This is a genomic window from Lactiplantibacillus nangangensis (genome assembly GCF_005405065.1).
Taxonomy (GTDB): domain Bacteria; phylum Bacillota; class Bacilli; order Lactobacillales; family Lactobacillaceae; genus Lactiplantibacillus; species Lactiplantibacillus nangangensis.
This window is the reverse complement of sequence record NZ_BJDI01000002.1, coordinates 132,369-159,286: the sequence shown is the minus strand read 5'-3', so window position 1 is coordinate 159,286 and position 26,918 is coordinate 132,369. Positions and strand designations below refer to the sequence as shown.

Sequence of the window (26,918 nt, the reverse complement as noted above, 5' to 3'; positions counted from 1 at the left end):
CCTCCGTTACTTACGCAAAGACTAATGGATCCGCTTTAATTTCAAGGGAGTCAATATTAGCCAAATACCAATCACGAATGAAGTCAAAGTGTAATAAAATATCAAACCACGAGACCCGTTGTTCAGGATCACGGACGGTCAAGACCCATTTAGCTGCTTCAGGTGTACCGGCATCAAAGACATCCACGACCAATTCCCCTGGCAAATCAATTTCAGCCCCGTGACCATTTGGTGAATTGCGTAACATATAGTCATGTTGCGCCGCAATCACAAATAGTTTGTCCAAAATTTCACCATTCAAGTTAGCTTCACGTAATTCATAGCGGGCAGCATTATTGACGTCCAGAATATTGAAATCAACGTTAAAGCCAAAATCATCTTGTAAATAATGGCCAAAATTGATCAACGTTGCCAAGACAGTATTAATTTGATCAACGCCAGTCCCCTTTAATAGCAATTTATTAATAAATAAATTGGTGAACGCTGTACTGTTAAAACGCAGTAAGCGCCGTTCCAAGTGAATATAGAATAAGTTTTCACCGGTAGTTTGTTCCCGGTAGTAGGCGCCACCATTCTCACCAGCGACAACCGAATACAGGAACGTGTAGTCATCTGACAACGCTTCAAAAACATGATAAAGTGCTTCGCTGTGTGCCCGCGTGTTCAATGTGGCTTGCTCATCATCATGCATACTTAAAAGGCGACTCATGAAAATTAAGTAATAATCCGCATTTTTATATTGATGTGGAAAGGTTACGTAAGCAGAATCCAACTTAAAGTTGGCCAGTTTTTGAGCTGCGGTCAGTAAAGTTTCCCCATCCGTGGTATCAATCAACTGATCCATTAGCGTCGTGAACGCTTCACCATTTGCAAGGCCCTTTTTCAGTCCTTCGTTAAACATCGCGAGTTTGCCATGAGTACTTAGCGTTGCCGAGTCAATTTTCTTGGTCTCATTCGTCATCAGCTGCTACCTGCGCCTTTCCAATCAACGTGGTCAGGTAGTCCACATAGAGACTCCGGTTACGTTCATTAAAGTTTTCAAAGCTCTTAAAAGATGATTCGATCGCTTGTTTTTCATAAGCTAAGATCGTGTCTTCTTTAGAAAGCGTCAAAATTTTGGCTTCGTTATCTTTCATTGTGGCATGCGCATTGTTAGCTTGTTCATCCGCATCCGCTAATTTGGTCAATTCATCAATAATTTGTTGCCGTTCTTCCTTGATTCGGCCCGAGTCAAATAAGGAATTCCGTTGACCATTATCTTTAAGTTGTTGCCGTAATTTTTCTTTTTGAGCATCACGGTCATCTTGCGCATCAATGAGCTTTTGCAACTCATCATTCGCCGCCGAAACTTTTTGAATCTGATCCGTATTAAACCGTTTATGGGCAGCGGCCAGCTCAAACGTCTTTTGCAGTTTGTTAAATTCTTCCTGACTAAAGTCAAACGCAACTTTCAAGACGTTCAATTTACCGAAGCGTCGCCGATCCCACCAATTCCCAAAATAAATCTGGAACTCGCCAGTCTGCGTTTCTTCATAGTAAAAGAATGGGTATTCATGTGCCAAATAATCAATCAATTTTGTACTAAGATAGTGACTGATTGCGGGATGAACATCCGTAATTAAATCCACCTGCGCATTCCGAGTTGGATTTGACTCTTCGTTCAATAAGGCTTGATGATAGTGGTCGCCATCGATCAATTCGTAAACTAACCGGTCGTCACCAGCCGTTATTGCTTGACGCAGCGTTGATAAATAGTCCAGTTTTTGCTGTAAGCTATTTGTTAGCTCGCGCGTAGATTGATCTTGTTTTTCAAGATCTGGCTGATTTTGTTTTTCCATGATAATCTCCTTGCAATCATTGATAATTGGCAAATTGCTGAATTGCACTTCCGTCCCTAATGTTACCGAAAATTAAGCGATTAATAAAGGCATCTGCCGTCAATTTTCCAAAAAAATAACAAAAAAGCGGTTAGAACGACCAACTCGGTGTTCTAACCGCTCGATTAACGTTAACTAATTGTCTTATTAGTACAATTCCATGTACTGTTCACGTTCCCATTCACTAACTTGTTGACGATATGAGGCCCATTCAAGTCGTTTAGCTTCCAAGAAACTTTGATAAATGTGTGGCCCTAAAGCCTTCTTCATCGTTGGGTCAGTTTGGAATTCTTTCAACGCATTATGCAACGTTGATGGCAAATCAACGATCCCAGCGGCCCGACGTTCGTCTTCATCCATCACATAGATGTTGCGATCAACTGGCTTTGGTGGTTCGATGTTATTTTTAATGCCATCAAGTCCGGCTTCCAAAACAGTAGCGAAAGCCAAGTATGGATTAGCTGAAGCATCCACACTCCGTAATTCCAACCGCGTTGACAAACCGCGAGCACTTGGAATACGAATCATTGGTGAACGGTTTGACCCAGACCAAGCCACATAAACTGGGGCTTCATACCCTGGAACCAACCGTTTGTATGAGTTAACGGTTGGATTCGTAACCGCCGTATAACTACGCGCATGCTTCATCAACCCGCCTAAGAAGTGATAAGCATCGGTTGATAATTGTAACTCGTCTTTTTCACTGGCATCGTAAAAGGCATTGCCTTGATCATGGAACAAGGACATATTTACGTGCATCCCAGAACCGTTGACACCATTGAGTGGTTTTGGCATAAAGGTCGCCCATAAATTGTATTTACGTGCAATCGTCTTAACGACTAATTTGAACGTTTGAATGTGGTCCGCCGCAGCTAAAGCATCTGCATACTTAAAGTCAATTTCATGTTGGCCAGGGGCAACTTCATGGTGACTGGCTTCAACATTGAAGCCTAAGCGTTCGAGTTCGAGCGCAATATCACGCCGACAATTTTCGCCCATGTCCATTGGCGCTAAATCGAAATAGCTCCCCTTATCATTTAATTCGGTCGTTGGTTCGCCTTTTTCATTCATCTTGAATAAGAAGAATTCAGGTTCCGTCCCAATGTTAAAGGCGGTATAACCAGCGTCACGCATATCGCTTAAGACCCGAATTAAATTGTTACGGGGATCCCCTTCGAAGGGTTTGCGATCAGTGGTATAAACTTCACAGATAATCCGGGCAATCTTGCCATGTTCCGTGTTCCAAGGCATGATCAACCAAGTTGATAAATCTGGGTACAGGTACATGTCACTTTCTTCAATCCGCACAAAACCGTCGATTGAAGAACCGTCAAACATTAACTTGTTATCTAATAACTTGTCCAGTTGCGAAACTGGCACTTCCACGTTTTTGATGGTACCGAATAAATCAGTGAACATTAAACGTAAGAAATTAACGTTTTCTTCTTTGACGATTTTACGAATATCGTCCTTAGTATACTGCTGTTTTGCCATGAAAATCGCTCCTTAAATTGGTTGACTATCTGGATGCAGATGCATTAATGAGTTGGATATTCCGGACCATCCTTGGCTTTTAAGCCCCCGATATTCAGAAACTCATCATGTAAGATTCGGCGTACATCATTATCCGTTAATGGCCGCGCCAAGTCCGCTTCTTTTTGCTGGGCTTTTTGCTTTTGCATGGTATAAATTGCTTTAATACCAGCCATATTAATGCCATCGGCTAAATAATCTTTGATCTCTAACAGTCGGTCAACATCGTTTAATGAAAACATTCGGCGATTGCCCGCATTACGTTCCGGGTGAATCAAGTCTTGTTCTTCATAATAACGAATTTGACGAGCTGATAAATTGGTCAATTTCATAACCGTACCAATTGGTAGTACCGCTAACGAACGACGTAATTCCTTTTCTTTCATGACGACCCTCCTCTTTAATACAGTGATAATATTAGCAATCTCATTCCGGAATGTCAATCATTCATGTAAGAAAATATCACATCATTTATATAGGTATACCAATTTAATTTTTAGTTTAACCAACTAGCAAGTTTTGTCTCAATATCTGTACGTTGGGATGGCGCTTGTAGCAAATTATACCAATCAACCGTCATTTTATTGCGGAACCAAGTTAGTTGCCGCTTGGCGTAATGGCGGGAATCTTGCTTGATTAGGTCAATCGCTGTGGCCAAATCCCGCTCCCCGTCAAAATAAGGAAAGAGTTCATGATAGCCAATGCCTTTCCCAGCCGGCAAGTCGGCCCCACCTTGATCATAAAGCCATTTAGCTTCATCGACCAATCCTGCTGTTAACATTTGATCCACACGCTGATTGATCCGGTCATACAACAATGGCCGTTCAGTCGTCAGACAAATCGTCTGAGCATCCAACGTTTGGGGCGCGACATCGGCCTGGTCTGAAAACTTCTGACCACTAGTGTGCCAATATTCCATGGCTCGAACGACCCGCACCAAGTTCTGTGGCTCGATGGCAGCGGCGGCGGTTGGGTCAATCGCTTGCAGTTCCTGCCAAACGGCTGGTGTGCCATGGACGGCCGCGTAATCGAACCAAGTCTGCCGGTAAGTCATGTCCGGGGCCGTTTCAGTCGTCCCAAACTGGTAACCTGCAAGTAAGGACTGCAAATAAAAACCCGTCCCACCCGCAATGATGGGCAGCTTGCTGCGCGCCTGAATCTGATTGATCAGATCTGTCGCCCGCGTGACAAATTCTGCCACGGTAAATCGTTCCTGTACCGTCTTAATATCAATTAAATAATGCGGAATACCCTGTCGTTCGGCTGGCATGACCTTTGCCGTGCCAATATCTAAGTGGCGATAGACTTGCATTGAATCCCCAGAAATAATTTCACCATTAAATTTTTTTGCCAATTCAATTGATAACGCCGTTTTGCCCACAGCTGTGGGGCCGGCAATCAATAACACCTTGTTTGCTGTCAAGCGTTCTTAGCCCCCTTGCATTTTTAACCGTAACCGATGCGCCAACCCCGGATAGTCCGTAATCAGCCCCGCGAAACGATGCCGATAACAGAAACGCATGTCGCGCTCTGTATTCACCGTCCAAGGCCGCAATTGCACTTTAGGCAATAACAACCAATGTCGCCGAACCCAGCGAATATCTGGGTGGTAACCAATAATCACATGCTCGGCGTGCAATCGCTTGGCAGTTTTAAATTTAGACTCAAATAGACTGTCAAACTCCGCCTCCGGTTGCAGGGCATGTAGTCGCTCAATCGACTTGGGATAGAAGCTGGAGTACACCAATTTGAACGGCACCTGATGATGATTAAAGTAATCTGCCACCAGCGCTTCAATACCGTCATAATGAATCTTGTTTGTCTTTAATTCTAAATTGAAAATACCCGTAAAATGGGCTTGAATCAATAATTGCACCACTTCATCTAACGTTGGAATGCGAGTCCCCGCGTAAACTGGGTCAAACTTAGCCCCCGCATCTAACTTTTTTAATTCGGTAAGGGTCAGATCCAACACGCGTCCCTTACCGTCAGTAGTCCGGTCAACTTTTTCGTCATGAATAATAATCAAGTGCCCGTCTTTGGATAAATGGACATCAGTCTCAATACCATCCGCCCCATCCGCCAAGGCGGCTTGGAAAGCAGGTAACGTATTTTCGGGACGTGTCCCTTTGCTGCCACGATGGGCAATAATTTGAGTCAGCATCTAATCACCTCAATTAGCTTAGGCCTTTTTTAAGCTTTTAATATTGCGCTTTCACTAAAAAACATACATAATGAATATAACAAATTATTAGGAGGTTCAAACGATGAAATCATTTACACGTGGGTTCTTATTTGGGGTCGTTGCCACTGCTGGCGCCGTTATCGGTTCCGTTTTATCTTTCAAGAAGCAGGTCGTTGACCCAATCGAAGATCAAGAAAACAAATTTGAAGAAAGCCGTAAAAAGGCTTTACGCAAGAGCCGTTCAGCACATAACGGTTAATAGCAAAAAATGGTGGCACGAACAAAGTTATTTTGTTCCAGCCGCCATTTTTTTAATACTTCGCTTTTTTCGTTTTACCTTCCCAACGTGCATAGCCAGGCTTCAAGATAAATAGTTCCTTAAACCCCTTCTTAGCTAGCATCGCCACTGCACGGGTACTTAACGTATGCGTTTGATCATAAACGTATACTGGCATATCCGTCCGCAATTCGTTCATGCGAACTTTCAACGAATTAAAAGGAATGTTCCGCGCACCCAAAATATGGCCAGCGTCAAACTCCTTCTTTTCGCGTAAATCAATCACTTGAGCTTTACGCATTCCCTTGGTAAATTCTTCTTCATCGAGCATCGTTGAAACTTGGCGACGACGAATATAACTATAAAAAACATAAATAAAATATGCCGCGATAAGTACGATTAACACAATGTTAACGTAGGTCATCGCATTGACTGCACCTAAAACCACGCTATCCCTCCTAATTTCTACTTCTTTATTTTACACAAAACCGCTTACTTTTACTAGTCCTTCCCGCTTATCCACTCAGATTTAGCTGTGGACTAACAAAAAAGAGCCCTAAAAGGCTCTTTTTTAAACGATTACTTAGATAAACCGTTGGGCTAATGAAGCGGCACCAATGACACCGGCGTCATTACCTAAAACAGCTAGCTTCAAATGAGTCGTTTCACGAACAGTTGGGAATGTAAATTCGTGGAAGTAAGCATCAACTTGCTTCAATAAGAAGTCCCCAGCAGCTGAAACCCCACCACCGATGATGATTGAAGATGGGTTCATGGTATTACCAACGTTAGCTAAAGCTAAACCAAGGTAATAAGAAACCTTATCCACAACCTTCTTAGCTAAAGCATCGTCTTCTTTAGCCAAATCAAAGGTAATCTTTGAGCTGATTTCTTCGCCGTTGTCTAAAAGTTCTTTTAACTTAGAAACGCCGGAGAATTCTTCAGCCATGTCGCGGGCAACATGCACAACACCAGTAGCTGAAGCGTATTGTTCCAAACAACCGCGCTTGCCACAAGTACACATGTAGCCATTTGGTTCAACCGTGACGTGACCAATTTCACCAGCGGCACCAGCAGCACCGTGAAGTAAATGACCACCAGCAATCAAACCACCACCGACACCAGTGCCTAAGGTCACGAAAGCAACATCGTTTCCGTTTTCACCGGCACCCTTCCAGCGTTCGCCTAAGGCAGCAACGTTGGCATCGTTATCAAGCGTAAACTTGATGCCAGTCCCAGCTTCGATTTGTTCCTTAACTGGTTGCAGGGTCTTCCAGTTCAAGTTGTAGGCGCCAATAACAGTCCCAGCATCTAAATCAACCGTTCCTGGCGTCCCCATCCCGATCCCAACAAATTGAGAACGATCCATCTTATAAAGATCCAAATGATGGTTGATTGAGTCAATGATGTTTGGCACGATATGTGAGCCTTCATCTAAGATAGTGGTTTCAATACTCCACTTTTGTTGAATGTCGCCATTTTCTGTTAAAATGGCGAATTTGGTCGTCGTCCCGCCAAGGTCGACACCGATTAATTTGCGATCCATGTTAAGAAATCCCTCCATTAATCATGCGCGTGGTCTTCACGTGCATGTTCTGCTTCTATCCGGTGCTCATGAGCCAATACGAGTTTTACGCGAGCATACATTTTGGCATCTAGCACCCCGGCTTGGTACAAATGATCGACCTCGATCGCCATGAGTTCAATATCCCAAATCCGCTTGCCCACGTATACGTAAACACCAAACTTTTTCAGTAACTGTTGTACGTCGTAAAGTGTTTTCATGTGCATATCCTCGATTAATTATACAGTTTATTGAAAATTTGTAAAACCTAATTTTATCATCGCGACCCAAGCAATGACTAAGGTGATACCAGCTAAGAGCCGTTTGATGGTTGGAATCTTGCCCATCCGTGGCACGCCAACCATGTAACCGATTAAAAAGCCACCAATTAAACCACCAACATGACCCCAAATATCGATCCCCGTTGAGAACAAATCAAAGACTAAGTTTAAAACGGTAAACATTAAGAATTGGCCGGTCAATTGGCGAATCATCGGATTTTCCCAGAAAGATTCACCGACCATTAAAAAGGCCCCAAACAGTGCAAATATCGCGGTACTGGCCCCGACCGATTGATCCGGTGACAAGCCAAAACTCATGATATTACCGCTGATGCCACCTAACAAGTAAATTGCCAGCAACCGCCAATGACCAAACAGCGCCTCAATCTGCATTCCCATAAAATAGATCACGACACCATTTAGCGCAATGTGCGTCAATCCCATATGTAAGAATATTGGCGTGATCAACCGCCACCACTGCCCAGCAATGATAGCTTGATTGTTTTTGGCTCCCAGCATATACAAGACTGCTGGTACCGTACTACCACCCAGTAAAAATTCGCCCAAGAAAACGATAACTGTTATGCCTAGTAGCAATTGGGTCATCGCTGGTTCGGTTTGCCACCAACGTTTAAGACTCGTCATGAACACCATCCTTTGCGACCAACAATTGATCTAATAAAATATCATAGGCATCAACGGGCCATTCCGCCTGTTCGAAAGCCATTTCACGGAACGCCAACGTTAATTTAACACCTTGGTAATCCGCAAGGTACCGGTCATAATAGCCACCGCCAAAGCCAATTCGAGCTAGTTCAGTGCGACTATACCCTAGACCTGGTACTAAAATCAAGTCAATCGCCGTTTTCAAGAATGTCGGCCCAGCGGTTGGTTCAAAAATGCCAAACTTAGTACGCTCTAACTGACTTTCGGGCGTATATGGCATAAATGCCATCTGCCGATGTGGTAATGTTTTTGGGATGACAACTTGTTTGCCAGCGGCCCAAGCCAATTCAATGATTGGCTGAGTCGCAACTTCAATCTCACTACTAATCGTGGTCGCAATCACTGAAGCTTGCTGCCAGGCCGTAGTCGCGACTAATTGCCGTTGCAGATCGAGATTTTGCTGTGCACGTTCTGTCGCTGATAACTGACTCAAGCGGGAAATCTGTTGTTTTCGAAAAGCACCTTTTTCCATGCGTCACACTCCCATAGTCAACTGACTTTTTCTCTTAATACCAAAAAATCTCATTCATCAACACGGCTGATTGTTTAAAACAAGCAGCCATTTGCCAACAAATGAGAAACCCATTGCCTAACGACAATGCCACGAAAAAACAACAGGTAACCCCGTTGTTATTTCGTTTCGCGATGTAATGTCACTTTGTGATCCCGTGGACAGTACTTCTTAAATTCAACCCGGTCCGGATTGTTCCGACGGTTCTTTGAAGATAAGTAGTTGCGTTCATGGCATTCTGTACATTCTAGTGTAATGTGTACCCGCATGTTGTAAACCCTCCAAACTCATTCGCATAATACAGGGCTGGAGCCCTTAACTTGAACTACTATACCATTATTACTAAAAAAATACCAGTATCAATTCAGATACTGGTACCGAAAAAACATTTTTTAATTATTTGGCATTATACTTCCAAAAAGCCTTATAGATTGAGATGGCAGTTTCCAAGTTGACATGACTCGTCGTGCTGTCATTCATCCCAGGAAAGACGATTGCAATCGCCACTTTTGGATTTTTGTATGGCGCATACGTCGCTAAACTCAATGTTTCAGTCGGCGTCGTCCCGTGGAACGTTTCAGCCGTCCCAGACTTGGCCGCTACAGCTGGTTTCACATCCGTTAAAGTTGACCCAGTCTTATATTGACTCGTCCCATGTACCACGTCCCAGTAGCCTTGATGAACCACATCAAAGTATGAGCTTGGTACATCGATCGTATTGAGGACCCGAGCCCCGACGTTCGTTTTCACTTTACCTTGACTCCCGTCAGCGTTCGTCCCAGAAATTGCTGCAACCACGTGCGGCGCAATCCGTTGTCCACCATTGGCCATCGTTGCGATATATTGGGCGACTTGAACCGTGGTGTAAGAGTCATAGTTCCCGAAGGACAAGTCTAACGCTTTACCAATATTGGCTTGGTTAGCAACCCCTTCATAGCCAGTGGCTTCACCTGGTAAATCAATCCCGGTTGGCACCCCAAGACCAAACTGGTTAAAGTAGCCACGTAATTTTGAAAAGATCGAGGTCGACATGCTCAAGGCTTTACCAGAAGCATAGCTATAGCCGCCTTCCTTCATGGCCAATTGCATCATGTACGAGTTAGAAGAAACTTCCATCGCAGTTGACGCATTCAACGTCAAACTCGTTCCACCGGCATGATTAAACCATGAACTCTTGGTTGCCGTCCCTTGTAACTTAATTGGGGTATCGGTCAACGTACTGCTAGTTGGCGTGATGACACCAGATTGAAGGGCACCCATAACGGTCGCACCCTTCACAACTGACCCCATAACAAACGATTGGTTAATCGTCCCCAACGCGTTTTCAGTCACCTTACCAGTTGAAAGATCCCGGCTCGCACCAGCCAAGGCATAAACCGCCCCAGTACTTGGGTTCAGCACAACCGCATAGGCCCCAGGAGAATAAGGATTGCTCCCGCCAACCGACTTAGCGGCGGACATAATGATACTTTGAACTTGTTCTTGGAATTTAGCATTGATGGTTAAATCAACGTTATCACCCTTTTGACCACCGTATTTCTTGATTTCCTTTTTAATGACACCATCTTGCGTTTTAACTTCAGTTTGTGATTTAGTGCCTCGTAAGACGCTTTCGTATTGCTTTTCCAATTGACTTTGACCAACAGAATCATCACGCGAATAGCCTTGCGCAAGCAATGTCTTGATACTGTCACTTGGTAACCCTTGCTTTTCAGTAGTCACAGTCCCAAGCACACTTGTTAAGCTCGTCCCATTTGGATAACTGCGCGTCCAACTCGTCCCAACTTTGATCCCCGGCATCTGAGATTGATGTTCCCCAATCTCAGCCAGTTCCGTGTTGGTGACACCGGTCGACTTGATATTGACCGTTGATAAGGAATAAGCCCCACTCATCTTGGCATAGATTTCGGCGGCATTCTTCTCACTTTCAGTGAACCCATCGATAAGGTTGTCCGTCACAAATTTGAGTTCACGATCGTACAGCACGCTAGCGTCTGAGGACGTCTTAACATGTTTCGCGATTGCTTTAAGATGCTTGGCATTCGCTAAATAATAATCAGCCTTGTTCCGATCAGTCAACGTATCGGTTGGGACCGTTAAATAATCGCTCAATTTCGTCGCAACAGAATACATTCTAGTAGAAGCAACATTTAGCCCCTTGGTATATTGAATCGCTTGGTGGGACTTGTTCCCAACCATTACCCGGCCAGTTGAATCATACACGGAACCCCGTTGCACACTAGCGGTCGCGGTCGTATTATTTGCCGAATTAACTTCCGTGGCAAATTTATTCCCATAGTCGACTTGTAAGTAAGCCAGCTGACCAATTAACGCTGCAAAGAGTAAAAAGACGATAAAAAACAAAAAATTCAATCGAAATGGAATATGTGATTTATTGGGATCACGGTTTGCAGTTACTTTCTTAAACAGTTTCAATTCTCAGGCTCCCGTTCTTAATTTGGTCACAAGACGGCACAACCACGTTGCCCTGTGACTAGCAATCGCACTTTATTGCACTACTTATGCTATTTTACCCTGTGGGTATTCATCATTCAATAGTGTACTATAAATCCCATTGTTTCGCATTCCAGATGAAATGAATTTATACGCTTCTTTAACAAATCATCACAAAGACTTATCGCAACCCGACTAGCCGTCGCGTGCCAACACACTTGTTTGGAAACTGCCGGGTATTGTTTTTTGAAGACGCCTATTCAACCCATGTAAAGTCAGCAATATTATAGAAAGAAGCTAACAAGTTCCCACAATAAATTTCCGAACAATTATAACAAAGTTTTAACCGACGATTGAAGTCACTTATGCTATCCTAGACGATAGACATAAAATTTCAGTGCCTCCTCACACGCAACAAACAGATAACCGAGACACTGAAGATTTAGAAAGAGATTGAGGTGGCATTTTGAGAATCCGTCGTATTTTTGACAAACGAACTTGGCCGCTCTGGGTCAGCTTCTGGTTGCCGTTAATCATTATGACCGGTTATTTTATCTATCGGCACATGGCCCCATTTGGGTCGAGCAGTCTATTAACAGTCGATTTGGGACAACAGTATGTTGATCTCTTCGCCTACTTCCGCCACACCCTCTTGCATGATCCAAGTGCATTTTTCTACTCCTTTTCCAAAACAATTGGCGGTGAAATGGTTGGCGTCTGGGCTTACTATTTAATGAGTCCTTTCAATTTAATTTACTTATTCTTCCCTGGACAATCACTCACGACCGGGATCTTCATCGTCACCGTTTTAAAATATGGGTGTGCCGGTTGGGCCTTCGCGTGGTTACTCACCAAGACTCAGACGCAAAAAGGCTGGTTAATCCCAACTTTTAGTACCGCCTACGCCTTAATGGGTTGGATGGTCGCCAATCAACTGAACATGATCTGGCTGGACACGACCGCTATTTTACCATTAGTTATCTTAGGTCTAGAACGCCTTTTCAAAACGGGTAAAGTTCGTTGGTTTGCTGGCTGGTTAGCCGTTATGCTGATTGACAATTATTATATGGGTTACATGGTCATCTTGTTCAGTTGCCTCTATTGGTTGTATGGCGCAACTAAATATTGGCAAAACTTCAAGACCTTTGGCATGCACATTCTCAAGTTTGCCTGGGGTGGCCTCCTCGCTGTCGCACTTTCAGCTTGGTTGCTACTACCAACCTTCTGGGCCTTGATGCAAAGTAAGGCCAAGTACAACGTTACGAAGCTCCATTGGAAGTTCGAGTATGCCCCTTGGAAAATGCTAGCAAAGTTTGTAACGGGTAGTTTTAATTTTGATCAGATGCCATCTGGTCAACCTAATTTTTATCTCGCTTGGCTAGTCATTTTTGCTTTCATTTTATTCTTCTTGCGAAAGGGCCCCAAATGGTCGGTTAAAATTTGTGCCTTGCTCGTCACGGCCGTTCTCGTCCTGTCGTTCTGTTATGAGCCATTGGATCTACTCTGGCACGCAGACCAATTTCCAGTTTGGTACCCGTATCGTTTCTCCTTTGTCTTCTGCTTTTGGATCGTTTGGATTGGCGCCCAGGCGCTGACACAAAAGTTGACCATCAAGTGGTGGCAAGGCCTGATCATGCTCGCATTGACGACCGGCCTGTTTACAACCGTTTACCTGAACATTAAGCATGTCACCTATATTAATGTTCCCAACTTGTTGATTACGATTGGGCTGGCAGCGGTCAGCTTAGTTTTGCTACTCGTACCCAAACAGAACCGGATTATTTATCACTTAATCGCGCTACTACTTGTCGCGACTGATATGAGTGTGAACGTTGTCGCTTCGCTAAATAATATCTCTTACGTCTCACAGGATGAGTTTGGTAAATACACCGTGGCCCTTGACAAAACGGTTAACCAAATTAAGGGCAATGATAACAGTTTCTATCGGATTGGTAAGACCTTCACTCGAACCAAGGATGATCCCATGCAGGCCGCTTACAATGGCGCTGATCACTTTAGTTCAACCTTTGAAAGCATCATTCCCAATTTCTTTGGGTCCATTGGTCAACCGGATGGTGACGGGGTCGTGACCTATTCTAATGGGACACTGATTACCGATTCACTCTTAGACATGCGGTATTTCATGGGCAAGCACATCCCGAATGCGCAAGCAGATAACAATAATTACAATAGCTATATTCCGGTCACCAGTACAAAGCCTGATTTGACCCATTATCAGAAAAAGACTGGTTTAAGTAATCCCGAAGTGACGACTTATAAGAATCCCTACGCCTTGGGACTCGGTTTTGCGGCTTCGGATAAGATTACTGATTTGAAAGTGTCTAAGACGACTGGTGATCCAATCGCCCGCCAAGAATTGATCTATCAAACCTTGGCTAACCGTTCTAAGACCGATTTGATCTCAGCTGAAAACTTCGATCAAGTGGTCTTCCAAAACGTGAAACAAGTGACCACGTTAACCGGCGCCGTGGTCAATAAGAAGAATCTGGCAAAAACCGGGTCCATTTATTTCAAGTTCACTCCTAAAACAAATGATTCCTATTACATTACATTAGGATCGAACCTGACAAACACTAACGCCAGTTATTATATTAACGGTAAAGAATTGCAACAATATCCGACTTATCGCCATACGATCGCGGTCAATGTGGCTACGAATAGTAAAGGTAAGACCGTCACATTTGGGATTCAGATGAAGAAAACCTCACTCTGGCTACAAAACTTTACGCTTTATAAGTTGAATAATCAGCAATTTAAACAATCTGCCAAAAAACTCCAACAGTCGCCTTGGCAACTCACCAAGCACTCTAGCCGCAAGCTGACTGGCACGATCAACATTAAGCAAAAGCAACCAGTCTTGATGACGACCATTCCATATTCAGCTGGCTGGCACGCGACGGTTGATGGTCAAGCGGCCAAGACTAAGAAAGTCATTAACACTTTTGTTGCCGTCCCGCTCAGTCAAGGCAAGCATACCGTCACTTTGACGTATCGACCGCCCTATCTGGTCACTGGTTTGAGTCTGACTGGTCTGACTGCCATCGGAACCATTGCCTGGTTTGCCTTGAAACGACGGCGTCACTAATTAAAATGTTCCAGCATCGATTTAAATCGACGCTGGAACATTTTTTTGCCAAAGTTTGCACACTGACCAAGCTAAACGCGAAAATTGACACCAAGTTCACCGGCAACTATGCTGACAATAATCTGATTGCATCACAACTGCTGAAACTGGTTCACTCATAACGGAGGTGGTCACATGTCACGTCTCAAAATCTTCATTCAGGCCTATCTCAGTACGGCATTTTTCGTCTTAATTGTTGGTTATTTAGTTACAGCCCCCCGCACTGGTGCTTTTGTTTTTCATTGGAATGTCGCCAATATGTATCTAGCAAGTAGTTATTTGGTCTGGTATCCGATCCTCAACCTCTCGTTACCAAAATGGCGCCAGCACCATGTGACTGTTCGGTCGACAGGACAACAAGCCTATCAAAACGTCTTGCGTGATCAACCTGGAACCGCTCAGCGAACTTGGAGTAGTTTGAATCCAGCTGTTGCACATACGAGTTTAATGTTGCTAAATGGCGCGGCAGACGATATGATCGGGCCACTCATCAATTGGCTCTTAAAGAGTCTCAGCCTATTGTTAGTGTTGCCGATACTGATTGGTCTCTTAATCAGTAAAGTCATAAAAGCTCGCAAGCAGTCAACGATCTAAGATTGGACTAAAAAAAGCCGTTCCAGTATAGAACGACATTCTTTTGATTGCGATAACCTACAATGGTCTAGTCTTGATTAGGCGTATACTCGTACTTTGGTCCGTCATTCTCTGCATCAAAATCAACAGTCAAATCATACCCTTTAAAGAACCATTCATCACGATCATTAACATAATAGTTCACACCATCAACCTCGTTAATTACGATTGGCTGATGAGGGTCATCATCTCGCATCACGCCGATTGAAAAACCGTGATGAACCGCCGTTTTACCATATGTTTTACCGTAAAAACGGACACCGTTACCAGCTGTGACCCCCATGTCCTCATGGAACCACTTGCTAGCTGCTGGCGTAATTGTAATCTTCATTAACGCTCACCTCATCTTTTGTAATCGTTTACAACATTGTCTCCTTTTTTCACCTAAAACGCAACATTGTAAGCAATTGAACAAGGTAGCAGTCTTTTTTCCACGCTAATACCATGATCCAGGCCGTTCAGAGCTGCTTGGAACTTCAATGCAACTCATACAACCACTTACGCCTGAAATCAGACCACTTAGGCCGTAAGTATTTACAAGCCATGGGCAACTGTGGTGTACTATTATCAGCCAAGGGAGGTGAGCACCATGCGCTTAACCGTCAAAACTGAGACGGGATTGACCGAACCAATGATTACCCTACACTTACCAGAAAATGATCCCAACGCTGCGCAATTACGTGCTCAACTTGAAAGTTTTTTGTTCGCATCATTGACGTTCACTGTTTCACAGGCCGGTCACACGATCCAGCTCCCACTAGCAACGGTACTATTTTTTGAAGCGACTGGTCACAAAGTACACGCCCATACGCGCACGACGAGTTACCAGATTTCGCAATCATTAGCCAACTTAGCGACAAAACTACCCGCAAATTTCTGCCGCGTCTCTAAGTCGGCGATCGTTAACACCCAACTGGTCCGTTCATTGACCAAATCCTTAACTGGAAATTTAATTGAATTTGAGGCAACACACAAACAGTTGTATGCTTCACGTCGATATTATCGCGAGTTAAAACTATCACTTGAAAAGGGGTCCTTTAAATGAAACAACGTTGGTTTTGGGGTGCTTTCTTCCTCGTCAGCGCCATTGTCCTCGTCACTAGTCAGTTAGGTCTCTTCACCTATCATGTTGGCATCTGGACATTACTTTTATCCATCGTCTTAATCGCCATCATCATTACGAGTCTGCGAAATTTGGTCATGCCAAGCTTAGTCTTTGCCATAGCATTGCTAGCAATTATTTATGCGAAGCCACTGGGAATTACAGCACTAGTTCCTTGGACGGTGCTGGGAGCCGCCTTACTACTCAGTATCGGTCTGAGTCTCCTCATTCGTCCTCGATGGCGTTATCGTTTCCGTCATCACGGTAATTGGAATGGACACTTTGACCATGAACATCCTAGTAGTGCAACCGTTGAAGACCCGAATGTAAATATCGATCTTTCAATGAGTAACAGTATCCGCTACATTCACAGCACTGACTTTAATGGCGCCAATATACACGTTTCCATGGGCGGCGCGAAAATCTACTTCGATGCCGTTGAACTGGCACACTCTGACGCGACGATTACTGTCGACGTTTCCTTGAGTGGTGTTGAATTGTATGTCCCAAGAAGCTGGCAACTCAAGCTCAATATCAACAACAGTATGGGCGAACTTAATACCCAGGGGACGCCTGAAACTGAAGGGCCCACCATTTACTTGCAAGGCCGGCTTTCACTCGGACAATTAACAATCACCTACATCTAACACAAAAGGGACGCGTCGTCACAACTTGGTTATCCCAAGTCATGACGATGCGTCCCTTTCTTGCAAATCAATTAAGCATTTTCAACTTTTAAAATCTTAACTTTCATTGAACCAGCTGGAATATTGATGCTAACTTCTTCATCAATATGGTGGCCAATCAAGCCCTTGGCAATTGGTGAATCATTTGAAATCTTACCTTGCATTGGGTCAGCTTCAGCAGCCCCAACGATGGTGTAGCTTTCAGGATCTTCATCAGGCAATTCCTTGAACGTGACGATCTTCCCAACTGAGACTTCAGTTTCGTCAATCTTCTCGCTATCAATAATTTCTGCGTATTGTAGCATGTGTTCAACCGTCTTGATCCGGTTTTCGAGCAAACTTTGTTCATTTTTAGCTGACTCATACTCAGAGTTTTCGGACAAGTCGCCGTAACTCCGTGCAATTTTAATTCGATTAATGATTTCAGGACGTTGGTTAAGCTTCAAGTCTTCTAATTCATGTTCAAGCTTAACTTTACCTTCCTCTGTCATTGGATAAGTTTTATCTTCTGCCAATGTTTCCACTCCTCTATTTCTTTAAATAGTTAACAGAGAACAGCCTACCATGTCGAATTTTAATTGTAAACTGCCAAATTCGAAAAATAGACTGTTGCGAGTTAAATTTATAAAATTGACCGAACCTTGGTCGTTAACAAATCGATGGCAACTTCATTCTCGCCACCTTCTGGCACAATAATGTCAGCATAACGCTTGGTTGGTTCCACAAATTGATGATACATCGGTTTCACGGTCGCCAAATACTGCTCAATGACCCAGTCTAGTGTCCGCCCACGTTCTTTGATATCACGTTGAATCCGCCGAATAATCCGAATATCATCATCCGTATCGACAAACACTTTGATGTCCATCAAATCACGCATCCGTTGATCATCTAAAATCAAGACCCCTTCAACGATAATGACGTCGCGTGGTTCTTGATGAATCGTGTGACTGCTACGTGTGGATTGTTCATAATCGTAGACTGGCTTTTCAATGGGTTCGTAATTGATTAACTGCTTGATCTGTTTGATCATCAACTCCGTATCAAATGCGAGCGGATGGTCGTAGTTGACAGCGCGTCGTTCCGCCATCGTCATCTCGCTTTGATCATTGTAATATGAATCTTGTTGCAAAATTAATAGTGATTGTCCGGATAATTGATTGTAAATAGCCTTGCTGACCGTTGTTTTTCCACTACCGGAACCACCCGTCACGCCAATCACGATCGGGCGACGATGTTTATTTTCACTCATCTCTGTCTTTAACCTCATTATTGTCCGTTTTCATCTGTGCCGTTATGCTTGGCAACTTTTTTAATATTAGCCGCATGTCCAGCTGCATCTTTAGCGTAGTACACTTTACCCGTCTTTAAATCCGCAACAAAGTACATGTAATCTTTGGACCGTTCCGCTGGATCAAGCACTGCCTTAATCGACATCAAGCTAGGACTATTGAAAGGTCCCGGGCCATAACCAAGGTGCAACCGTAAATTATACGGTGACGTTGATTGTAGATCCTTTGCCGTCAAGGTCGATTTACTTGAATTGATTGCATAAAAGACTGAAATATCAGAATCTAAACGCCATTTCGAGTCTAACCGATTCAAGAAGACCCCAGCAATCAAACGCCGGTCTTTGTTCGTACTACCCTCACGTTCAACTAACGAAGCCAAAGTCATCACTTCTTGTACTGATAGCTTTTCCTTCTTAATTTTTGCGTAGTATGGTTGCATTTCAACATCAGTCTTGGCTACCATTTGGGTCACCAAGGACTTCAGCGTAGTTTTCTTATCCGCTGTATAAGTTGCTGGGAATAAGTAACCTTCCAACCGGTAACGAACTTGCTTAGCATTCATTGCTGAGCCAAGTAAATCTGGATACTTCTTCGCCAACGATTTCACAAAAGTCTCATCTTTCATCAAAGCCAAAAACTCTTGTGAGGTAAAGTCAGTCTGCTTTTCAATCGTTTTAGCAATCGTCTTGATTTGACTGCCTTCCACAACCAGCACCTTACCCGTGGAACTTTGGATTGGTTCGGATGAGCCGCCTTTATTCAAGGCTTTCGCAATTTGTGAAAGTGACATTGACGGTTTCAATTGATAGTAGCCCGCATGGAAATTGGATAAGTTATGTGCTTTGGTCCAATATTCAAATACGAAGCCGCTCTTGATCACTTTTTGCGACTGCAAAATATCAGCAATCTTTTTACCGTTAGCGCCAAATGGAATCTCAACTTGAACGACACGTTGATCACTCTTATTCAATGGCTGCGTGGCATTATCAAAATAGCGATACCCAAGAAAGCCGATAATGACGACTAATGCTACCAAAATACCAATCACGCCGCCAATGACGTGTTTGGAAAAAGACTTCCGCTGTTTCTGGACGAGCCGATTTGGTTGGTCGGCCGATCCGTTGTCTTGTTGATCCTGATTATTTTGGTCGTTATTCAAAATTCGCCCCTCCATCTATTGATTAATCTTATCAATTATACAAAACTACCGCAGGCTTTGCACGATTTCTGAAAGACTTTTAGTCTTTTTTAGCATTATCAAACTGAATTAATGCCAAATTAATGACGTAACCCGCGTTTCAACATCCGACAATGGCAAATTACGAAAAACCAGTCAGGTCCCTCTCGGTGACACTGACTGGTTCATCAATATTAACGAATTTCTGCACCTAAAGTTTCTGTCAAGGCGGTTAAGACCTTTTCAAACGCTTTGTTGATTTCTTCATCTACTAAGGTGCCGTTTTGGTCTTGATAAGTCAAGGTATAAGCCAATGACTTCTTACCAGCTGGCACATTCTTGCCGTTATAAACGTCAAAGAGTTGGACCTTACGAAGGTGAGCGCCACCCTTGTCCTTAATCAACTTAACAATTGCGGCATTCGTCACTTGGTCATCAATTAACATAGCAACGTCTCGCGTAATGCTTGGGAACTTCGAAATGGTTTGATATTGTTGATGCTCTTTTGGTTGGGCAATCAAGGCATCTAAATCTAATTCAAAGACATACGTCTCACGAACCTTGTAAGCTTTAGCGGTGGCTGGATGAATTTCCCCAACAAAACCAACTAAATCTTCGCCAACATAAATATCAGCCGTTCGACCGGGATGCATTTCAGGATGTGCCGTGGTTGCCACATAGCTCACTGGGGCCGCCAATGCTAAACTCTTGAGATAACCCGCAACGATTCCCTTAATTTGATAGAAATCAACAGGAGTGGCAGCGGTATCCCAAGCCGTTTGTACCATTGATCCGGTAATGGCACCGGCAATATGTTCAACTTCCTTTGGCCGGACTTGTTCTGGCTGGCTAAAGAAGACCCGACCTTCTTCATATAAGGCCACATCATGCTCTTTACGGGCATTGTTGTAAGCTAAGTCATCTAACAAGCCAGAGATCAAATTCAAACGTAAGGCTGACCGCTCTGAACTCATTGGGAAATCGAGTTTGGTGACTTCACTCGCATGCAACGCAAACGCTTTGGCTTTAGCTTCGGTCGTCAATGAATAACTAATCGCTTGCGTCAAACCGGCACTTTCCATGAGCTTCCGAGAGTCACGAATAATTTGTTGCGTTTCGTTGAGTCGACCAATTGTTGGTTGACCAGTTGGCAAAGTTGATGGCAAATTATCATAGCCATATAACCGAGCCACTTCTTCTATCAAATCAGCGGGAATATGAATATCCCAACGCCGTGCTGGGACAGTCACAGTATACGTGTCACCATCGATCGTGGTTGGAAAGTCTAAGCGGCGGAAAATCGCTGCGACTGTATCCAAAGATAAGTCAGTCCCTAAGACATGGTTGATCCGGCTCAAACTAATTTTAACAACGACTGGTTGAACATCTTCATCCCGACCAACAACAACCCCAGTTGTCACAGTCCCATCGCTTAATTTAGCGATTAATGCAGCGGCTGCATCTAAAGCTGTTTCAGTGGCACTGTGGTCAATTCCACGTTCATAACGCATTGAGGCTTCACTGTGCAAATTGTGATTGTGCGCGGTCTTCCGAATCTTGACCGCATCAAAGATCGCACTTTCAAGCGCAATGGCAGTGGTCTTGTCAGTGACTTCACTATCCAAGCCACCCATGGTCCCAGCCAAACAAATTGGCCGATCATCACTACAAATAACCAAATCAGTCGCAGCCAATTCCCGTTCTTCGCCATCCAAAGTCGTTAATTGCTCGCCTGCTTTAGCAAAACGCACATTTACTTGGCCCTTAGTTAAGCTATTGAAGTCAAACGCGTGTAATGGTTGTCCATATTGCATCAAAATGTAGTTCGTCGCATCGACCACATTATTGATTGGCCGCATTCCAGCGTTCCAAATTCGAATTTGAAGCCATAATGGACTTGGTTTGATGGTTACGTTTTTGATCAATCGCATTTTGTACATCGGCACTGCTTGTTCATCAGCTTGCACCGTGACATTGAGTTCATCATCGGCTAATTCACTCGCATCTTCATGCAAGTCAACCGTTGGCATCGTTGGCGCTTGGTCATAAATGGCCGCTAATTCGTGCGCTGTGCCGTTCATGCTTAACATATCTCCACGGTTAGGCGTGACGGACATATCAATAATTTCATCATCCATCCCAATGTAAGAAAAGACTGGTTCACCAGGTTTAGCCTCGGCTGGCAAAATAAAGATGCCGTCAGCAACTTCTTTTGGCACTAACTTTTCATCAAAACCGAGTTCATCCAAGGCACATAACATCCCGTTAGAGACCACGCCCCGCATCTTGCTCCGCTTGATTTTCGTGTGATTGCCGATCCAAGAATTTGGCAATGCCACAATCACTTTTTCACCGGCAGCGACGTTCGGTGCCCCACAAACGATTTGAATGGGATCATCCTCACCCACATCAACTTGGCAAATGTGTAAATGGTCAGAGTCAGGATGTGGCACGCATTCGAGCACGTCCCCAACGACGACCTTCTTCAAGCCTTCGCTTGGCCGGATCACGCCGTCAACTTCGACGGCCGTCCGTTCAATTTTTTCTGCTAATTCGTCGGCTGGAATGTCCAGCTTTAAATAATCACGTAACCATGCATAAGATATTCTCATTGGGCCAGCCTAACCTTTCTTGTAAAACTGTGACAAGAACCGAACATCATTTAAGTAGAAGTTCCGGATATCGTCAACACCGTATTTCAACATTGCGAAACGATCTGGGCCTAAGCCAAAGGCAAACCCGCCATAGACTTCTGGGTCAATGCCAGACATTTCTAAGACGCGTGGATGCACCATTCCGGCACCCAAGACTTCGATCCAACCAGTCTGTTTGCAGACGGCACAACCCTTACCATTACAATTGAAACAAGTGACATCAGCTTCAACGGAAGGTTCCGTGAATGGGAAGTAACTTGGTCGTAACCGAACTTCAAATTGATCACCGAACAATTCGTTTGCAACTAAGGTCAAGGTGCCTTTCAAATCAGCCATCGTGATGTGTTTGTCCACGACTAAACCTTCGATTTGATGGAATTGATGCGAATGGGTCGCATCATCAGTATCACGACGATAAACACGTCCTGGTGACAAGACCTTTAATGGGCCTTTAGAAAAATCATGATTTTCCAATGATCGTGGTTGGTCAGCTGACGTTTGCGTCCGTAATAAAATTTCTTTCGTAATATAGAACGTATCTTGCATATCACGAGCCGGATGGTCTTTAGGCAAGTTCAAGCGTTCGAAGTTATAATAATCTTCTTCAACTTCGTCACCATCAACGATTTGGTAACCCATTCCCATGAACAAATCTTCAAGTTCAGTAATGATCTGAGTGATCACATGGGGTTGGCCTTGTGGCACTTGACGACCAGGTAAGGTCACATCCAGCTTTTCAGCAGCTAGTTGCTTATTTTGAACAGCTAATTCTAGTTCTTCACGCCGATGCTCAATTGCTTCTTGTAACTTATCACGAACTTCATTGGCATAAGCGCCGACTTTTGGCCGTTCTTCAGGGGTTAAATCACGCATGCCCCGTAAAACTTCCGTAATGGGACCTTTCTTACCGAGCAGGTCAACCTTAACTTGGTTCACTTTTTTCAAGACATCCGCAGACTTAATATCCGCTAAGCCTTGATCTCGTAATTCGGTTAACCGATCTTGTAAACTCATATAGTTCCCTCCAATTTTTACTACCCTTAGACACAAAAAAGACCTCATCCTAAAAGGGACGAGGTCATCGCGGTACCACCCTTGTTCGTTGAGCCAAATCTTGTTTGGCTCAAACGCACTTTCACCGGATAACGGCCGGGTACCGAAAATTGTTTTTTAAGTTCTAAATAGTCAATTTCAGCTCAGAGAGTGAATTCGTTAGCTAAGTCGCCGGAGTGCTTCCAATCGATGACACTCTTCCCTAGGACGCCGCTACTAACTACTATTTCTCATCAAGGCTTTTTCAATCTACTATGCCAGTTTATGGCAAAGTCACCACAGCGTCAAGCCCTAACGGCAAGATTCTGCAGGACTGTACCACTTATCTGACCAGTTGTGAACCGTGGCCATGACTTGTTTCAAGTCAGCACCTTTGTCCGTCAACCGATATTCAATCAAAGCTGAATCACAATGGGTCACGCGACTAACGATGCCATTTGCTTCCAGTTCTTTTAGACGAACCACTAAAACCCGGTCGCTGCATTTCGGAATGCGGCGAGCTAAATTCTTAAACCGTTGTGGCCCATCCTCGAGCAAGACATCAATAATTAGGCCATTCCACTTCTTACCTAAAATAGAAAACGTCTTCTCAAATTTGGGACACAGTTCGAATTCAGATTCCACGGTTGCGTCTTCAACCGTCTCTAGCATCATTTCTGACATTTGCATGACCTCCAATAATCCTGCTTTCGGCCTAACCGGCAGAGATTTTCCCCCGGAACCGATCTAATTGCTTGGCCACCTTGGTACGTAATGGTCCAAAAAATTCATGTTCTGCTTCATAATCATCGACTAAAGAGACTAACAAACTTTCACGATACTTAGGCAGGGCCAACGTTGCCCCAAACATATGCTTTAAAATGATATCTTTTTCCATCGGCGTTAATTTGGTCAACTTTTCAGCGTTACGTAACGCAACGCGCGGATGAATAAAGGCATGCGAGCCCAAGTCAAACTTGGTCTCCCGCCAATCATAATAAAACAAATCGTGTAGTAACCCGGCACGAGCTACCGCAGTCGTATTGAGGTGCCACTTTTTTGCCAATAAGTAACTATCATATGAAACTGCAATTGAATGATCTAAACGATTCGAGTGATGGTGTTGTGTAAAATCAGCTAAACGTTGAACAGCTGGTTGGGCCAATAAGTCAGCGACAATTGCCACGTAATCGGAATCTTGTTTCCAAACATTGGTTTTCATTGAAAGCTCCCTTTACTAATAACTACCGCTATTCTACTAAAAAGTAAGTAACTTTGAAAGTATTTTGTTCAATTTGACTTGAATTCTAACTAATCGCCTGAACACTGCATTTGCTAAGCTTGCCGCTCCGGGTGGGCTGGATGAGGCTGGAACGTGGTGGTCACGGTTGTGAGCCATAGTGCGGTCTCACAAACCGGGCTTTTACTAAGCCGAGTAACCCCCTCGACTAAGCAAAATTTCACCACTGAGCCTCATCCAGCCCACCCTGCGCTATTTAACTTCAGCACTATTTGAACCCATTAAGACACCAATAATCTGCCCACAATAATGATTAATTAATATGCAATCATCAGTGACAATCGGAAATACCAATTTACCGATACAGCCCAAACATCAAGATACCAGCCGCAATGGCGACATTTAATGATTCGGCACGGCCTTTGATTGGAATATAAAGATTCTTATCCGTCAACGCTAACAGCTCGTCGCTCATTCCATTACCTTCATTACCCATAATCAGACCGAAACTGGCTGGGGCGTCAATATCTAAATATTGAGCTGCCTCAGGATTTAGTTCAGACCCGTAGACGGGAGCGCCTTGCGCTTGCAATAATTTCACAAAATCAACCAAGTCCGTGCTGATCAATTGCAGATGGAATTGACTCCCCTGCATCGCCCGTTCAACTTTAGGTTGATGAATGTCAACCGTCCCGTTCCCAAAGGCAACCCCAGCAAATCCAGCTGCATCCGCCGTCCGAACCATCGTCCCAATGTTGCCCGGATCTTGCACGTTATCCAGCAACAACCATGGACGACTCAAGTCCAAATGTGCTAATGGATCTGCGGTCGGCTTAGGCAAAACCGCCAACGCAAACACACCCTGTGGCGAGACTGTCGCACTGATATGACTCGCAACTTCTTCCGAGATCTCAATTAAGGCTGGAAAATGAGTCAAATCAGGTTCAGTCGCCAATTGTTTTTCGGTAATCAAGAGCGTCTTGATCGACACTTTAGCTTTGACGGCTTCGTTCACCAAATGCCAGCCATCAAGCAAATAAAGCCCTTGTTGTTTCCGGCCCTTTTTGGTTTGAAGCTTTTTCCAAGCCTTCACATGCACATTTTGCAATGAATTAATCTTTTCCATGTTTGTAACTTCCTATTCTGCGTTGTTTTCATAAGTATAGCATATCGCTTGGAAGGAATTTCCATGCTATTATATTAGTATGGTGTGGGACTTTTTCGAAAACCATTCGATAACCCCATCAGGATCGTTTATTAGAAGGAAGTGACAGTATGCGTGCAGTAACACTCCAAGCCAGCGGTCGGGTCCAGGGCGTTGGCTTCCGCTGGGCAACCAAGGTCGCCGCTGACAAATGTGGCGTCAATGGGATCGTCCGTAACTTAATGGATGGGTCAGTTTTCATTGAAGCAGAAGGCGAAGATCAACGGGTACAAGTTTTTATCGATGTCATTAAACAATCTCCCACTGATTTTGGGAAAGTCACCAAATTAATCGTGAATGACGTTGAACCGCAAAATTATCATAATTTTCGGATAACTAATTGAAATCCCTTACCATCTCTAGTATCATCGAGCTTATATGACTTAAATAAAGGGGATTAATATCAAGTGAAAAATAAAAAAGCCCTCACCGTCACGCTAGCACTATCAAGTTTAGTGTTCTTCTTAAGTGGCTGTGTGCAGGTCAAAAACGGTAAACCATACGGCTTCGTTTACGATTACTTAGCACGTCCAGGTCAAGCCGTCATGCAATGGTTGGCACAACTATTTGGCAACAACTACGGTTGGGCTATTATCGGTTTAACAGTTTTAGTTCGATTGGTCTTGCTTCCAATGATGATCAACCAACAACGGAAGTCAACTTACCAACAAGAAAAGATGGCCGCCGTTAAGCCACAGTTGGCGATTATCCAAGAACGGCAGAAAAATGCAACGACGCAAGCCGAAAAAGCGGCTGCTAGCAACGATATGATGGCACTTTACAAGGCCAACGGTATCAGTATGACTGGTGGGATCGGTTGTTTACCACTACTGATTCAATTTCCAATTTTCTCAGCCTTGTATTATGCGATCCGTTACTCACCAGAACTTTCCAGCGCGAAGTTTATGGGTATCGCATTAGGTCATTCGAGCTTTTTACTGGCCGTTTTAGCCTTCTTATCCTACTTAGCCCAAGGTTACTTATCCATGATTGGGATTCCTGATGAACAAAAGAAGACGATGCGGACGATGTTAGTCGTTAGTCCCGTCATGATTCTGTTCGTGACCATGTCAGCCCCAGCCGGATTAGGCTTGTACTTCTTCGTCGGTGGGTTATTCGCCTGCTTGCAAACCTTGATCATCAATTACTTCCGTCCACGGATTCGCCGCGAAGTTGAAGAAGAATTGAAAAAGAACCCGATCAAGATGCCGAAAGCAACGGCCGCGAAACCGGTCAATGCCACGGAACAACCTGTTAAAGGTGAAATGTCGACTAATCGAAATGCACATCCAAATGAAGGTCGTAATGCTGGTAAACAGCAACGTCATCATCATTAATTGATCAT

Annotated in this window: 29 protein-coding genes and 1 other annotated feature; of the genes, 7 read left to right on the top strand and 22 right to left on the bottom strand. The window is 44.0% G+C overall.

All coding sequences use genetic code 11. The features are described 5' to 3' along the window. Positions 1-10: 10 nt before the first annotated feature. The 6 genes from FFM70_RS02375 to FFM70_RS02350 form a co-directional block, all read right to left on the bottom strand. Complete coding sequence (locus FFM70_RS02375) at positions 11-961, bottom strand: hypothetical protein (RefSeq protein WP_137615248.1); 951 nt, start codon at positions 959-961, stop codon at positions 11-13. Next, entirely contained in the window at positions 951-1,838 is an 888-nt protein-coding gene (locus FFM70_RS02370; protein WP_137615247.1) for an exonuclease SbcC, read from the bottom strand. Before FFM70_RS02370 ends, FFM70_RS02375 begins: the two co-directional genes overlap by 11 nt. Before the next feature lie 186 nt (positions 1,839-2,024). Further along, positions 2,025-3,371: a type I glutamate--ammonia ligase gene (glnA, locus tag FFM70_RS02365; RefSeq protein WP_137615246.1), complete on the bottom strand. Its 1,347-nt coding sequence runs from the start codon at positions 3,369-3,371 to the stop codon at positions 2,025-2,027. 44 nt (positions 3,372-3,415) lie between these two features. Continuing rightward, entirely contained in the window at positions 3,416-3,796 is a 381-nt protein-coding gene (locus tag FFM70_RS02360; protein ID WP_137615245.1) for a MerR family transcriptional regulator, read from the bottom strand. Between the two features lie 110 nt (positions 3,797-3,906). Then, entirely contained in the window at positions 3,907-4,833 is a 927-nt protein-coding gene (miaA, locus tag FFM70_RS02355; RefSeq protein ID WP_137615244.1) for a tRNA (adenosine(37)-N6)-dimethylallyltransferase MiaA, read from the bottom strand. Positions 4,834-4,839: 6 nt separating this feature from the next. Beyond that, positions 4,840-5,574, bottom strand: coding sequence for a glycerophosphodiester phosphodiesterase (locus tag FFM70_RS02350; protein WP_137615243.1), 735 nt, complete (start codon positions 5,572-5,574; stop codon positions 4,840-4,842). Between the two features lie 103 nt (positions 5,575-5,677). Here FFM70_RS02350 and FFM70_RS02345 point away from each other — a divergent pair, with 103 nt between their 5' ends. Then, positions 5,678-5,854 (top strand): DUF3042 family protein, encoded by a 177-nt coding sequence (locus FFM70_RS02345; RefSeq protein WP_024625559.1) that lies wholly within the window; start codon positions 5,678-5,680, stop codon positions 5,852-5,854. A 52-nt stretch (positions 5,855-5,906) separates the two neighbouring features. Here the strand turns inward: FFM70_RS02345 and FFM70_RS02340 are convergent, their stop codons facing one another. The 7 genes from FFM70_RS02340 to FFM70_RS02310 all read right to left on the bottom strand — a co-directional run bounded on the left by FFM70_RS02340 (position 5,907) and on the right by FFM70_RS02310 (position 11,390). After that, positions 5,907-6,320: a rhodanese-like domain-containing protein gene (locus FFM70_RS02340; protein WP_137615242.1), complete on the bottom strand. Its 414-nt coding sequence runs from the start codon at positions 6,318-6,320 to the stop codon at positions 5,907-5,909. A 135-nt stretch (positions 6,321-6,455) separates the two neighbouring features. Next, positions 6,456-7,418, bottom strand: coding sequence for an ROK family glucokinase (locus FFM70_RS02335; RefSeq protein ID WP_137615241.1), 963 nt, complete (start codon positions 7,416-7,418; stop codon positions 6,456-6,458). 17 nt (positions 7,419-7,435) lie between these two features. Continuing rightward, entirely contained in the window at positions 7,436-7,657 is a 222-nt protein-coding gene (locus tag FFM70_RS02330; protein WP_137615240.1) for a YqgQ family protein, read from the bottom strand. A gap of 27 nt (positions 7,658-7,684) precedes the next feature. Further along, positions 7,685-8,362 (bottom strand): rhomboid family intramembrane serine protease, encoded by a 678-nt coding sequence (locus tag FFM70_RS02325; protein WP_137615239.1) that lies wholly within the window; start codon positions 8,360-8,362, stop codon positions 7,685-7,687. Next, complete coding sequence (locus FFM70_RS02320) at positions 8,349-8,915, bottom strand: 5-formyltetrahydrofolate cyclo-ligase (RefSeq protein ID WP_137615238.1); 567 nt, start codon at positions 8,913-8,915, stop codon at positions 8,349-8,351. The genes FFM70_RS02325 and FFM70_RS02320 overlap by 14 nt, the downstream gene beginning before the upstream one ends. A 158-nt stretch (positions 8,916-9,073) precedes the next feature. Continuing rightward, positions 9,074-9,223 (bottom strand): 50S ribosomal protein L33, encoded by a 150-nt coding sequence (gene rpmG, locus FFM70_RS02315; RefSeq protein WP_137607457.1) that lies wholly within the window; start codon positions 9,221-9,223, stop codon positions 9,074-9,076. A gap of 127 nt (positions 9,224-9,350) precedes the next feature. Next, complete coding sequence (locus tag FFM70_RS02310) at positions 9,351-11,390, bottom strand: peptidoglycan D,D-transpeptidase FtsI family protein (protein ID WP_137615237.1); 2,040 nt, start codon at positions 11,388-11,390, stop codon at positions 9,351-9,353. 484 nt (positions 11,391-11,874) lie between these two features. Here FFM70_RS02310 and FFM70_RS02305 point away from each other — a divergent pair, with 484 nt between their 5' ends. Further along, the gene (locus FFM70_RS02305; RefSeq protein ID WP_137615236.1) at positions 11,875-14,514 is read left to right on the top strand and encodes a YfhO family protein; all 2,640 of its coding nucleotides are present in this window, start codon (positions 11,875-11,877) and stop codon (positions 14,512-14,514) included. 174 nt (positions 14,515-14,688) lie between these two features. Next, positions 14,689-15,147: a hypothetical protein gene (locus tag FFM70_RS02300; RefSeq protein ID WP_137615235.1), complete on the top strand. Its 459-nt coding sequence runs from the start codon at positions 14,689-14,691 to the stop codon at positions 15,145-15,147. A gap of 67 nt (positions 15,148-15,214) precedes the next feature. Here the strand turns inward: FFM70_RS02300 and FFM70_RS02295 are convergent, their stop codons facing one another. After that, complete coding sequence (locus tag FFM70_RS02295) at positions 15,215-15,517, bottom strand: HesB/YadR/YfhF family protein (RefSeq protein WP_137615234.1); 303 nt, start codon at positions 15,515-15,517, stop codon at positions 15,215-15,217. A gap of 258 nt (positions 15,518-15,775) precedes the next feature. Here FFM70_RS02295 and FFM70_RS02290 point away from each other — a divergent pair, with 258 nt between their 5' ends. Then, positions 15,776-16,231 (top strand): LytTR family DNA-binding domain-containing protein, encoded by a 456-nt coding sequence (locus FFM70_RS02290; RefSeq protein ID WP_137615233.1) that lies wholly within the window; start codon positions 15,776-15,778, stop codon positions 16,229-16,231. After that, positions 16,228-16,935 (top strand): LiaF transmembrane domain-containing protein, encoded by a 708-nt coding sequence (locus FFM70_RS02285; RefSeq protein WP_137615232.1) that lies wholly within the window; start codon positions 16,228-16,230, stop codon positions 16,933-16,935. Before FFM70_RS02290 ends, FFM70_RS02285 begins: the two co-directional genes overlap by 4 nt. A gap of 71 nt (positions 16,936-17,006) precedes the next feature. Here the strand turns inward: FFM70_RS02285 and greA are convergent, their stop codons facing one another. The 8 genes from greA to FFM70_RS02245 all read right to left on the bottom strand — a co-directional run bounded on the left by greA (position 17,007) and on the right by FFM70_RS02245 (position 25,495). After that, the gene (greA, locus tag FFM70_RS02280; protein ID WP_137615231.1) at positions 17,007-17,489 is read right to left on the bottom strand and encodes a transcription elongation factor GreA; all 483 of its coding nucleotides are present in this window, start codon (positions 17,487-17,489) and stop codon (positions 17,007-17,009) included. Between the two features lie 107 nt (positions 17,490-17,596). Further along, the gene (udk, locus tag FFM70_RS02275; protein WP_137615230.1) at positions 17,597-18,226 is read right to left on the bottom strand and encodes a uridine kinase; all 630 of its coding nucleotides are present in this window, start codon (positions 18,224-18,226) and stop codon (positions 17,597-17,599) included. 17 nt (positions 18,227-18,243) lie between these two features. Next, on the bottom strand, positions 18,244-19,440 hold the full coding sequence (mltG, locus tag FFM70_RS02270) for an endolytic transglycosylase MltG (protein WP_137615229.1): 1,197 nt from the start codon (positions 19,438-19,440) through the stop codon (positions 18,244-18,246). A gap of 197 nt (positions 19,441-19,637) precedes the next feature. Beyond that, on the bottom strand, positions 19,638-22,055 hold the full coding sequence (gene pheT / locus FFM70_RS02265) for a phenylalanine--tRNA ligase subunit beta (RefSeq protein ID WP_137615228.1): 2,418 nt from the start codon (positions 22,053-22,055) through the stop codon (positions 19,638-19,640). A 9-nt stretch (positions 22,056-22,064) separates the two neighbouring features. Next, complete coding sequence (locus tag FFM70_RS02260; protein WP_137615227.1) at positions 22,065-23,111, bottom strand: phenylalanine--tRNA ligase subunit alpha; 1,047 nt, start codon at positions 23,109-23,111, stop codon at positions 22,065-22,067. 51 nt (positions 23,112-23,162) lie between these two features. Further along, positions 23,163-23,396 (bottom strand) — a binding site (T-box leader). 45 nt (positions 23,397-23,441) lie between these two features. After that, complete coding sequence (locus FFM70_RS02255; RefSeq protein WP_137615226.1) at positions 23,442-23,813, bottom strand: winged helix-turn-helix transcriptional regulator; 372 nt, start codon at positions 23,811-23,813, stop codon at positions 23,442-23,444. A gap of 31 nt (positions 23,814-23,844) precedes the next feature. Then, the gene (locus FFM70_RS02250; RefSeq protein ID WP_137615225.1) at positions 23,845-24,351 is read right to left on the bottom strand and encodes an HD domain-containing protein; all 507 of its coding nucleotides are present in this window, start codon (positions 24,349-24,351) and stop codon (positions 23,845-23,847) included. A 373-nt stretch (positions 24,352-24,724) separates the two neighbouring features. Beyond that, positions 24,725-25,495 carry a TrmH family RNA methyltransferase gene (locus FFM70_RS02245; protein WP_137615224.1) on the bottom strand — a complete coding sequence of 257 codons (771 nt, stop codon included), beginning with the start codon at positions 25,493-25,495 and terminating at the stop codon, positions 24,725-24,727. Positions 25,496-25,644: 149 nt separating this feature from the next. On the opposite strand from FFM70_RS02245, the gene FFM70_RS02240 reads away from it, so the two are divergent. Together FFM70_RS02240 and yidC are read left to right on the top strand one after the other, a co-directional pair. Then, complete coding sequence (locus tag FFM70_RS02240) at positions 25,645-25,917, top strand: acylphosphatase (RefSeq protein WP_137615223.1); 273 nt, start codon at positions 25,645-25,647, stop codon at positions 25,915-25,917. 63 nt (positions 25,918-25,980) lie between these two features. Beyond that, the gene (gene yidC, locus FFM70_RS02235; protein WP_137615222.1) at positions 25,981-26,910 is read left to right on the top strand and encodes a membrane protein insertase YidC; all 930 of its coding nucleotides are present in this window, start codon (positions 25,981-25,983) and stop codon (positions 26,908-26,910) included. The last annotated feature ends 8 nt before the right edge of the window (positions 26,911-26,918 follow it).